Annotated in this window: 8 protein-coding genes; 6 read left to right on the top strand and 2 right to left on the bottom strand. The window is 55.0% G+C overall.

The window, feature by feature from the left end:
• Positions 1-798: 798 nt before the first annotated feature.
• Positions 799-2,031: an MFS transporter gene (locus tag VAE55_RS19020; RefSeq protein ID WP_322817293.1), complete on the top strand. Its 1,233-nt coding sequence runs from the start codon at positions 799-801 to the stop codon at positions 2,029-2,031.
• A gap of 9 nt (positions 2,032-2,040) precedes the next feature.
• Complete coding sequence (locus VAE55_RS19015; protein WP_322817292.1) at positions 2,041-2,574, top strand: shikimate kinase; 534 nt, start codon at positions 2,041-2,043, stop codon at positions 2,572-2,574.
• Between the two features lie 88 nt (positions 2,575-2,662).
• On the opposite strand, the gene clpB is transcribed toward VAE55_RS19015, so the two are convergent.
• Positions 2,663-5,248, bottom strand: coding sequence for an ATP-dependent chaperone ClpB (gene clpB, locus VAE55_RS19010; RefSeq protein ID WP_322817291.1), 2,586 nt, complete (start codon positions 5,246-5,248; stop codon positions 2,663-2,665).
• 168 nt (positions 5,249-5,416) lie between these two features.
• Here clpB and VAE55_RS19005 point away from each other — a divergent pair, with 168 nt between their 5' ends.
• The 4 genes from VAE55_RS19005 to VAE55_RS18990 all read left to right on the top strand — a co-directional run bounded on the left by VAE55_RS19005 (position 5,417) and on the right by VAE55_RS18990 (position 11,346).
• A complete protein-coding gene (locus VAE55_RS19005; RefSeq protein ID WP_322817290.1) occupies positions 5,417-6,025 on the top strand; it encodes a ComEA family DNA-binding protein in 609 nt (202 codons plus the stop codon).
• Positions 6,026-6,332: 307 nt separating this feature from the next.
• Complete coding sequence (gene pyk, locus VAE55_RS19000; RefSeq protein WP_322817289.1) at positions 6,333-7,757, top strand: pyruvate kinase; 1,425 nt, start codon at positions 6,333-6,335, stop codon at positions 7,755-7,757.
• Between the two features lie 726 nt (positions 7,758-8,483).
• Positions 8,484-9,416 carry a cobalamin-binding protein gene (locus VAE55_RS18995; protein ID WP_322817288.1) on the top strand — a complete coding sequence of 311 codons (933 nt, stop codon included), beginning with the start codon at positions 8,484-8,486 and terminating at the stop codon, positions 9,414-9,416.
• A 46-nt stretch (positions 9,417-9,462) separates the two neighbouring features.
• Positions 9,463-11,346: a hypothetical protein gene (locus VAE55_RS18990; RefSeq protein WP_322817287.1), complete on the top strand. Its 1,884-nt coding sequence runs from the start codon at positions 9,463-9,465 to the stop codon at positions 11,344-11,346.
• An 18-nt stretch (positions 11,347-11,364) separates the two neighbouring features.
• Here the strand turns inward: VAE55_RS18990 and VAE55_RS18985 are convergent.
• Positions 11,365-11,551, bottom strand: a 187-nt coding sequence (locus tag VAE55_RS18985; protein WP_322817286.1) for a hypothetical protein, incomplete at its 5' end; no start/stop codon positions are given.

Genomic DNA, 11,551 nt, shown 5'->3' with positions numbered 1-11,551 from the left:
GTACGTGCCCTGATGACGGGGATGGCTGAACGCAAGCCGGCAGTCCGCCTCACAGCATGCTGGTGCCAGTGGCATGTTCCATAGGGGCGGGTTCTAAACCCGCCCCTATGGACGGTGCATGTGTTGTTCACCTTATCATTCAAGGGATGTGATGAATGGGAATGTCTTGCATCGCATGCCTATGGATGGTTTTTCAGATGTGATCTTAGCCTCTACGCTCACCTCTCCCGCGCAGCGCTACGCATTACTCATAACCAGGTGGTCAACTTCTTCGCTCACCAGCAGCGCCTATCTCATCGTGCGCGATCCTGGGATCTATCGTGTTGTCTGCTGTCGCGTAGGTCTTACGTGACGAACGGGAAGCGGATGGGAGCAGCGTGGATAGCCATTGTATCAGACCGTGGGGCAGGCTTCTAGCCTGCCAGCGGATTCAGTACCTGCCGGCGGTGGCGAGGATGCCTACACGCAGGCTTCCAGCCTGCGCCACCGGGAACGCTTGCAGCCTGGCCTAACGCAGCGTGACATGCAGGTAATGCATAGAGCGGGAGCATGTCGTAAATCATTGCTGGTCACAGCGCCGGCGAACCTCGCACGCCACGCACCGCCCTGCTACTGCACGTGCGTGCGATGGCCCTGAACCGATCAGTGTGTCTGCAAGAACCCATAAAAGACTCACCGGTCACACGCTGGCAGTACGACCGGTGTCCTGGCATCCAGGGGGCCACCTTCACCGCACGCAGCATAACTTATGGTATCCTAAACAATTGGTGCGACCTGCTCAAACGTCGTGGAGCATGTATGATTGCCCTTGCCGCCAATGTCCGTCTCTCACTGGCTCGAATTCCGCTTGCGGTCTGGCGTATTCTGGCACACAGTTTCATCTTTGGTTTCGCCCTGAGTATTGCCGACATCCTGTTTAACTTCTACCTTGTCAGTCAGGGTTACACCATCAACGATGTTGGCCTGTTATCAATGGTGAGCCGGGCAGCCGGAATGTTGATGGGATTACCAATCGGCTGGTTGATTGACCGTTTAGGGCCGCAGCGGGCAATGATCACCGGTGTTGTTGTCTTCGCATTGGGTTGGGCGGCGTTATTGCAGGCGCCCTCATTGCCATGGCTGATCACAGCGCAGTTTGTGGTGGGAGCCAGTTATCTGCTGGCGGCAACTGCGGTTACTCCGCTGATGGCATTGGCAACCACAGAAGAGCAGCGCCCGCTGGTCTTCGGCATGAATGCCTCGGCGACCCTGATCGTCGGCCTGATTGGCAGTGCCGTTGGGGGTGTGTTGCCGATGCTGGCGGCGGGAGTCATTGCCGTCGATCCCCAATCGACGGCTGCGTACCGTCTGGCCCTTGTCTCGGTGATCGGATGCAGTATTATCGCACTACTCCCGGTGCTTGCCCGCCTGCCGGTGGTCGAGACCGGCACTGTCGGTGACGTCGATGGGCAGGTAACGCGCCACTCCTGGCTCACCCTGGTCTGGTTTGCGGTACCATCCCTACTGCTCGGTATTGGTGGTGGTGCGATTCTGCCCTTCCAAAATCTCTTCTTTCGTGATCAGTTTGGGCTGAGCGATGCCGGCGTTGGCCTGGCACTGGCCTTATCCTCACTGGGTGCCGGTATCGGCGCACTAGTGGGTGCGCCGGTGGTTCGGCGGATTGGCTTACAGCGTGGAGCTGCCCTATTGCGTCTGGGCGCCACACCGGCGATGCTCTTGATGCTTACACCGTGGCTACCGGTAGCAATCATCGGCTTCTTCGCCCGTGGCTTCTTCATCGCCGCCAGCTACCCTATGAATGATGCACTGGTGATGGGGGCAACCCCACCGGCCCAACGTGGTCTGGCAATGAGCTTGATGAGTCTGCTTTGGGCAGGGGGATGGGCAATCTCGGCAGTCATTTGGGGTTGGGTAGCCCCACTCTTCGGGTATGGGCCGCAGATTATCGCGGCAGCAGTTGCATATGCTTTATCGGCTTTTGTGATCTGGAGCCTGCGCCTGCAACGGATCGCAGCGCAGCCCACTGCATAGGAGCAGGTTATGGTATGGGATCCAAACTGGCTGGATCGGCCTGTAGCACTGGTTGGTTTAAGCGGCTGTGGCAAATCAACCCTGGCCCGGTTGCTGGCACGCGCCCTGAGCTGGCCCTGGTACGATACCGACGCCGCGATTGCCGCCGCCGCCGGTATGAGTGTGGCCGATCTGTTTCAGACCTATGGCGAGGCCGAGTTTCGCGTGCGTGAGACAGCCGCGCTGACCGAAGCACTGCGTGAAGCGCAGGTGATTGCTACCGGCGGTGGCATTGTCTTGCAGCCGGAAAACCGACGTATGCTGCGCGAACAGGCGACGGTGATCTGGCTGGATGCTGCTGATGCGACGATCCTGACCCGGCTGGCTGCCGATGCCGAACAACGTCCATTGTTGCGCGGCGATGCCGCAGCGCGACTGGCCGAATTACGTGCGCGACGCACACCGCTGTATGCTGAAGTGGCTGATGTAATCATTGCCACCGATGGGAAAACACCGCTTGAACTGGTGCAGCAGGTGATAGCGGCGCTTCGTCAGGGGCGATAGAGCAGGATAACAAGTTGACATAATAATACCCAGGACAGACAACCCCGGTCAGGTGTCTGCCCTGGATGCAGATTCAGCAACGTACTTTTCAGCCGCGGCGGAAAACAAACGTCCCGTTCTCAACATCAACCACAATCGTGCTGCCCTCCGGGAAGGCACCCTGGAGCAATTGCAGCGCCAGCGGGTTCTGGATGCGTTGCTGGATGACCCGCTTGAGCGGGCGAGCGCCGTAGACCGGATCATAGCCTTCGGCAGCCAGTTGGGCACGGGCTGCGTCGGTCAGCACCAGATTGAGCTTACGGTCGGCCAGCAGTTTGCGCAACCGGTTGAGCTGAATCTCAACGATCCGGTCAATATGTTCGCGGCTGAGCGGCGCAAAGACGATCACTTCGTCGATCCGGTTCAAGAACTCTGGGCGGAGCACACCCCGCAATTCTTCCATAACCGCTGCCCGGATTTCGCTTTGACCGGCGCCAGCGTGCGTCAATTCCTGAATCGTCGTACTGGCAATATTGCTGGTCATGATGATGACCGTGTTCTTGAAGTTGACGATCCGGCCCTGACCGTCGGTAAGGCGGCCATCATCGAGCACTTGCAGCAAGACGTTGAAGACATCGGGATGCGCCTTCTCGATCTCATCGAACAGAACGACGCTGTAGGGTTTGCGCCGCACCGCCTCGGTCAATTGACCACCCTCGTCGTAGCCAACGTAGCCGGGAGGCGCACCGATCAGTCGAGCAACGGAGTGTTTCTCCATGTACTCGGACATATCGATCCGGATCATCGCCTGCTCATCGTCGAAGAGGAACTCGGCCAGCGCCCGGGCCAGCTCGGTTTTACCTACACCGGTTGGGCCAAGGAAGAGGAAGCTACCCAACGGACGGTTCGGGTCTTGCAGGCCGGCGCGCGCACGCCGCACTGCGTTCGAGACGGCAATCACCGCTTCATCCTGACCGACGACCCGCTGATGCAGGCGCTCTTCCATATGCACCAGCTTCTCTAGCTCACCTTCGAGGAGCTTCGTGACCGGAATACCCGTCCACTTCGAGATGATCTCGGCAATGTCGGTTTCGGTCACTTCCTGGCGCAACAGGCGGCTCTGGCTACCAAGTTGAGCTTCGGCAGCCTGTAATTCGCGCTCCAGACTGACCAGAGTACCGTATTGCAACTCAGCCGCCTTGTTGTAGTCGTACTGCCGTTGGGCTTGCTCGATGGCAGCGCGTGTCTGCTCGATCTTTTCTTTGAGCTGCTGGATACGCTCAAGTTCCTGTCGTTCGCGCTGGATTTGTGCTTCAAGCGCACTGCGCTGCTCGCGCAGATTGGCAAGCTCCTGCTCCAGCTTCTCCAGCCGCTCTTTACTGGCCTGATCTTTCTCTTTGCGCAGCGCTTCCCGCTCAATTTCCAATTGCATAATGCGCCGCTTGAGGTCGTCAAGCTCTTGCGGATCGGAGGTAATCTCCATGCGCAGACGGGCCGCTGCTTCATCGATCAGGTCAATAGCTTTGTCGGGCAGGAACCGATCCGAGATGTAGCGATCCGAAAGCATTGCTGCCGCGATCAGCGCACCATCAGTAATGCGCACACCGTGATGGGTCTCGTAGCGCTCTTTCAGACCACGCAAGATCGAGATGGTGTCTTCAACCGAGGGTGGATCAACCATCACCGGTTGGAAGCGTCGTTCAAGCGCGGCATCTTTCTCGATGTGCTTCCGATACTCATCGAGTGTGGTTGCACCAACCATGTGCAGCTCACCGCGGGCTAGCATTGGCTTCAACATATTCCCGGCATCCATTGCCCCTTCGGCTGCGCCGGCACCGACTACCGTATGCAACTCATCGACGAACAGAATAATATCGTCGCGCTCCTGAATCTCTTTGAGAACTGCTTTCAGCCGTTCTTCAAACTCACCCCGATATTTAGCGCCGGCAATCAGAGCACCCAGATCAAGTGCAATCACCCGCTTATTCTTGAGTGCTTCCGGCACATCACCGCGTACAATGCGCTGAGCCAGTCCCTCTACGATGGCCGTCTTACCGACACCCGGCTCACCGATCAGCACAGGGTTGTTCTTCGTGCGCCGTGAGAGAATCTGGATCACACGCCGAATCTCTTCATCACGTCCGATCACAGGGTCGAGCTTGTTCCGTGCCGCCAGCTCGGTCAGATCACGTCCGTACTGTTCCAGCGCCGCATAGGTGCCTTCGGGCGTCGGGCTGGTAACGCGCTGAGCACCTCGTACTTCGCGCAGCGCCATCAACAGCTTATCGCGGGTCAAACCGGCCTGTTTGAGCACTCGCTCGGCGCCACCGCCGGCATGATCGAGCATCGCCAGCAAAAGATGTTCGGTGCTGACGTATTCATCACCGAATTGAGCCAGTTCATCGTGGGCTTTGATCAACACGGTGCGGAGCCGCGAACCGAGCTGTACCTGAGCGCCACCGCCACTCATCCGCGGAAAGCGGCTGATCTCATTATTAATCTGCTGCTTTAAAGCGCCAACCGGCAGGTTCAGCTTCGCCAGAACCTGGGGGACAACACCGTCGCTCTGGTCGAGCAGTGCATAGAGCAGGTGTTCCGGTTGAACTTCCGCATTGCCGAGCCGCTCGGCTGCTGCCTGTGCTGCGGCAATAGCCTCGTATGATTTTTGCGTAAAGCGATTTGTATTGAAGGACATACGTCCACCTCCTTAACAGTTTGTGCTGATGTTACTGTAGCATTGCGGTATCTGTCGTGCGATAGTGCAATGTTAACGTTCTATTGGAAATGTCAGAATTTTGCGTTACTTTTGCCCCTGATTCACGGTTTCTTATATGACGATACGTACAGAGCAAAGGGGACAACCGTGGACGAGCAATATATTCCTGCGTTACCCTGGTATCGCCGACCGCAACGGTTGATCGCGATTATGTGCGCTGTCATTGGGGGACTGTTAATTGCCTTTGGCCCAGAGATGCGGTTCATCATCGCGTCTGACGAAGCACCTGCTGTCCTCGATGATCAGATGCTGACACTACCAACCCCTACCGTCGCCTTGGCAGTCGTCTACGTTTCAGGGGCAGTCGCTGCGCCGGATGTCTACCGGCTACCGCTCAATGCACGGGTGATTGACGTACTGCAAGCAGCGGGTGGCCTGACCGATCAGGCAGACATCAGCGGTCTCAATTTAGCTGCTCTCGTTCGTGACGGCGAACATATCCGGGTGCCGTTTGCGGGTGAAGCTGTTGCGTTACCGGCAGCCGATGCGCAACAGCCAGGATTACTTGACCTTAATCGCGCGAGTGCTGCCGATCTCGAAGAGCTACCCGGTGTTGGGGTGACACTGGCTGCCCGCATTATTGAACGGCGTGAAACGCAAGGTCCTTACCGCAGCGTTGAAGAACTGCGGGAAGTGAGTGGGATTGGTGAGAAACTCTTTGCCCAGATTGCGCCGCTTGTCACAATCGGCCCGTAGGCAACTATTGCGTTTACAACCTTGCACAAAATAGCATAGTAGCATATACTCGCAGTGGTACATAGGTGATGGGGAGCAATGCCGGGCATACCCTCTGCCGGCAAGGTGGTGGTGCAAGTGCTTGTTGAGGCGCTGAGTGGATCAATATAAGGTGGTTCGGATATAGCTATCTTGCTACACGCTCTGATCTCTACTCATTGTACCGATGATTGCAAAGGGTATCTATGAACCCGACAACTGCTCAACTGCACCTGTGAAGCAGATGAAAGAAGCCGGTACAGGCATATAGCGTCAAATGTGGAGGTATATGCGTCGCACAAAGATTGTTGCCACTCTAGGGCCGTCGACCAGCACCCCTGAACGGATCGCCGGACTGATTCGGGCCGGTATGAACGTCGCTCGGCTCAACTTCTCGCATGGTACTCATGCCGAGCACGCAGCACGAATTGCAATGGTGCGACGGGCAGCGACGGAGGCTGGACGGCATGTAGCGATTCTGCAGGATTTGCAAGGCCCGAAGATTCGTACCGGGCCACTTGAAAATGGGCAACCGGTTGAGCTGGTTGCCGGACAGCGGTTTGTGATTACGACTGAGCCGATCATTGGCGATGCGCATCGAGTCAGTACCACCTATCGTGCGCTACCCCTCGATGTTCGTCCGCGGGATCGGATTCTTCTCTCAGATGGCCTGATTGAACTGGTTGTGATCGGCCATACCGACACCGAAGTGGAGACGGAAGTCGTTCACGGTGGTCGGCTCCGCGAACATCAAGGGATTAACCTGCCGGGAGTGCGGGTCAGTGCTCCGGCTGCAACCGAGAAAGACCTGGCCGATCTGGCGTTTGGTCTCGAACAGGGAGTAGATTATGTCGCGCTCTCGTTTGTTCGGTGCGCCAGTGATGTGCGTGAGGTGAAGGAGTTTATCCGGCGGGCAGGTAAACAAACACCGGTCATCGCCAAGATCGAGCGCCCGGAGGCGCTTGACGTGTTGCCAGAGATTCTGGCTGAAGCTGACGGGATCATGGTGGCGCGTGGTGATCTGGGAGTCGAAATGCCACCAGAGCGGGTGCCGATTGTGCAGAAACAGATTATTGCCGCCGCCAATCAGGCGCTGCTTCCGGTTATTACGGCGACCCAGATGCTCGAGTCGATGATCCATAACCCGCGACCGACACGGGCTGAGGCTAGTGATGTGGCGAATGCCATCATTGACGGCACTGATGCCGTTATGCTCAGTGGCGAAACCGCTGCCGGGGCCTATCCGATTGAAGCGGTGCAGATGATGGCATTAATTGCTGATGCGGTTGAAGCATCGTATACCGGTGGCCAGCACTCGACAACACCGCGGTGGTCGATTGCGCCGGCGCAATCGACGCCGCGTTCCATTGCTGCAGCAGCATGCACAATCGCCAACTCATTGCCGGTACGTTTTATTGTCGTTCTCACCCAAAGCGGTGCGAGTGCCCGTCTGGTTTCGCACTACCGGCCTGATGTGCCAATTCTGGCCTTCTGTCCCAGCGAAGAGACTGCCCGCCGTACCAGTCTCTACTGGGGTGTCACCCCCATTGTGATCGAGGCGCGTGATCGACTCGACGAACTTGAACAACAGATTGTACGCATGATGCGCGAAACCGGAATGGTTCGTAAAGGCGATTTGATCGTACTGAGCGGTGGTCATCCGGTGTACCGCTACGGGCCGACCAATTTCCTAAAGGTGATCACGATAGAGTAGGGTCCGTTGCAGAAACCTATAAGGCCGGGCAATGATGATCAGTGTCCACGATGACTATCGAGAACAAAAAGCCCGGCCACGAAGGGATCTGCAAGCCCCGTCATCTGGTCAAAAGACACTTGTCGGACGATTACAATCGAAGAACAGTGAGTGCGGAAGTCCGCCTTCCGCACTCCAAACGCGCCATACGTGTGTTCAGAGCGCAAAAGGGGATTAGCGAGAAAACACCTTGCCATTTCTCTACTTTAATCCAAGTTGCTACCTTACGTCACCACAGCGGTGCGGGGCGTTGAGCGCGACGGGGGGAGGGGTAGAACACGGATGGACGCGGGTTAAGCGGATGCACGCGGATAGATCGTCACCTAGGGTGCTCCCTTCTATCACCACAGCGACACGGCGGATGGGCATACCAGATGGCCGTGACGTAGTGCGTCTACGAAACTGGCTGCGACCCACACGATGCATACCGGTCAGGTACGCTGCACGATGTGGGGCGCAGGGTCGTGCTGTTCATCATCGCAGGTAGTCTTTCGTGGCCTGCTTACAGGGTAGGTGGCAACTTGGGTTACTTCCCTGTTTCCTATCTCCTATCTTCTCCTTCCTGCAAATCATGCTTCTTTCCGTCCAATATCACACGTCATACTTAATGATGGGTCACGAAACAATCAAAGCGTACATCCTTGACAGTCATCATATCGGGTGTTACGCTGTAGCAAAGAACAGACCATGTCAAGCGTGAAGACCATGCGGATTGCCTCGCTGCTACCAGGAACAACCGAAATCGTCTGTGCGTTAGGTCTGGCTGACCATCTGGTAGCTGTGACCCACGAATGTGATTATCCGCCGGAGGTGAAAGGACTACCGGTTGTAACCCGGAGCCTGCTCGACGAAACAGAGACTGCTTCCTCGTCCGAGATAGATACGGCTGTACGTGAACGTGCTCGCAATGAACTATCAATCTACGAGCTTGACATGGAGTTGCTATCATCGTTACAGCCCGATATTATCTTAACCCAGGCGCTGTGTGATGTCTGTGCTGTACCGCTGCATCAGGTCAAGGCCAGTCTGGCTAACCCGGCGATCCAGGTACTTTCATTTGAACCGGTTGATCTGGCCGGTATCTTTGGTTCGATCAAAGCGATTGGGCGTGCGTTGGGTGTAGCTGAACGGGCCGAACATCTCGTCAACGAACTCACAGCGCGGGTTGAGCGAGTGAAGACACTGGCAGCGCAGGCAATTTCACGGCCACGGGTGGTTTGTATCGAATGGCTTGATCCGGTTTTCGGTCCTGGCCACTGGGTGCCCGAAATGGTAGCAATTGCAGGTGGTCAGCCACTCCTTGGCACTGCGGGCGAGCGTTCGCGACGGATCATCTGGACTGATGTGATAGCGAGTGCGCCTGAAGTATTGATTGTGATGCCGTGTGGATTTACCCTTGAGCGAACGATTGCCGAAGCACGCGCTATTCTTCCCCAACGAGCCGGTTGGGACGCGCTACCGGCGGTACGAATGGGAAGAGTCTTTGCGGTAGATGGTAACGCTTACTTTAGCCGACCCGGGCCACGAATCGTTGATAGTCTGGAATTACTGGCTTCCATGATCCATCCCGAACTGTTTGCCGGTTGGGGACCGACAGGAGCGAGTGCTGTTATACAGTGAGTAGTGATCGATCCATCACATATACAAACCACGACGAGAGGGGATTATGGAGTCACCAAACATCACAATTGCGCTAGCCTTGCAAATACTGGCGACAGAAATAGATAAACCAATGCGCATTACGCAACTGTGTGATGTAATCAATGAGCGATGGTCGATCCGTTTTTCAGCCGGCTTCGTCCGTTCCCGCCTCAAGAATGATTATGCCCGGCTTGGATGGTTACGAATTAACCAGAGTCAATACCTGCCGCTGCGGGTAGCGCTTGAAGGAGTACAGTTTCGGTGCTGGCCTGGCCAGCAACATATTGAAAGTGGTTCGATACCTCTCATACTCTTATATCCTTTCGTGTCTCGTGTTGAGGATTCAATAACATGGATCTACGATGAGGAAAAGAAAACGCTAGCGGTTATCAGCCTTCAGGGCGATGTCGATAGTTATCACGTTGTTAAACTCCAGAAATGGTTTCAAAAGCAACATTTTGCTCCAGGCGATAGTATTATTGTGAAGATACACTATCGACAGATCGGTGTTCGACTCGAACAACATTTGTACTTTACCCATGAACGAGCGGCTGACTTCCGCGCTCAGGCAGTCATTGACCAGGAGCGTGAGTTGGTCGAGGCGGCGGTTGAACAGTACAGAAAACTCGGTCGTAACCAACCCACACCCTCTGATCAAATTGTGTTATCGGCCATTGCCGGTAAGCCATGGCGAACATCGTACCCTGGTCGACCGTGGCAATATTTGTTGCATGCAGATGGTCGTCTGGCATTGATCTCCGATGGCCTGCTTGTTCAGTCTACCGGATTGCAGATCTCTTCAGGCGGGCCGTTACATCAGCCGGCGACCATGAATAGTGACATTGCTACACGGCAATCACATCTGCCGATTGATCCCAAACCGGCTACTCCTTCGTCTACTTCGGCATTACGGAAGGTGCCTGCCTTATCGCCTGCCGATCAGCGTGCAAAAATACTGGCGGAAATTACTGCATTACAACAAGAAATTCAGCATTCGCGTGAACAGGATAGGCAAGCTGGAATCTGGGATGGTATACTGACCAACCGTTCACGGGAAGCAGATCTGAAAGAGGAAGAAGATGACCTGATGGAAGAATTGGACGATCTAGTCAACGACATCTTCTTCGAATGGCAAGATTCCATGCTGCGTGAAGCTGATCGGATCAGTGCGCGCTTAAATGAAGTCCTACCGTTAGAGGTAAAACGGAGACTGGCTCAAGCCGAACCGGAAGAAGTGGAAGGTATCTTGAGCAATCAACTGCCGTATCTGTTTCAAAAGGCGCCTGATCTCTTTCCCAGGATAGATTTACCGATGTCTTCGTGGCCAAAGTCTGTTGATACATCATTCAATCAACAGCAAAACCTTGAGGAAGTGGGTTTTTTGGAAATCGATGATTGGGATGATGATTTTTGGGATACAGAATTTGATGAAGATGATACAGAAGATGATATGGAAGATGATAGATACTTTCAATTGATCGATCAAAGTCTGACATTGATTAATCTTTATATAGATTATTTACAAGAGACTGGTAAAAAACTATCGACTGCTCGTAACTATGCAAGGTTCCCGCGACTTTATGCCGATTTTCTGGCATCATTTTACGAGCGTTCTCTGGATCAAGGCGATTACGCAACGCTTGATGAGTTTTTGTTTTATTATTATCCTTACCATTATGCTTACAACTCGGGGAGCGAGGTGCGTGAGATTTGCATAGCGCTCAAAAGATTCTATGCTTTTCTCAAAGAACGCGGTCTGATTGATAATGACCAGTTTGCCGAAGCGATATGGCAACGACGGTTTCAGGCAGCAAAACTCGCTAACCTTTACAAGCAACTGGCAGGTAAATATGCCGATCAGACCGAGCTACTAGAGCAACTGTTTGCGCCTTACTTCTATAGACACTAGAACCTGTTTCAAAAACATCTACGAGAAGGTATCTTCTTCATTGCCGCTCGATCCCATGTTCGTGACGAGCACACCCGGCATCCACGTGACCAGCCGGGTCAACGACATTGCACACGCCAGATCGTGAGCACGGCTGGCGCGGCAGCATGGCTGCCGCACTCTAAACGACGCCACACGCGGATGATGAGCGAGCAAGGCAACCAAT

This window comes from Chloroflexus sp. (assembly GCF_034432675.1).
Lineage (GTDB): Bacteria > Chloroflexota > Chloroflexia > Chloroflexales > Chloroflexaceae > Chloroflexus.
Note: the sequence above shows the minus strand (reverse complement) of the source record. Positions and strands in the feature narration are given on the sequence as shown.

What these genes read in the sequence shown, in the direction of transcription:
- pyk (WP_322817289.1), top strand. Translation starts at nt 6,333, where the DNA reads ATGCGTCGCACAAAGATTGTTGCCACTCTAGGGCCGTCGACCAGCACC.
- VAE55_RS18995 (WP_322817288.1), top strand. Translation starts at nt 8,484, where the DNA reads ATGTCAAGCGTGAAGACCATGCGGATTGCCTCGCTGCTACCAGGAACA.
- clpB (WP_322817291.1), bottom strand. Translation starts at nt 5,248, where the DNA reads ATGTCCTTCAATACAAATCGCTTTACGCAAAAATCATACGAGGCTATT.
- VAE55_RS19015 (WP_322817292.1), top strand. Translation starts at nt 2,041, where the DNA reads ATGGTATGGGATCCAAACTGGCTGGATCGGCCTGTAGCACTGGTTGGT.
- VAE55_RS18990 (WP_322817287.1), top strand. Translation starts at nt 9,463, where the DNA reads ATGGAGTCACCAAACATCACAATTGCGCTAGCCTTGCAAATACTGGCG.
- VAE55_RS19020 (WP_322817293.1), top strand. Translation starts at nt 799, where the DNA reads ATGATTGCCCTTGCCGCCAATGTCCGTCTCTCACTGGCTCGAATTCCG.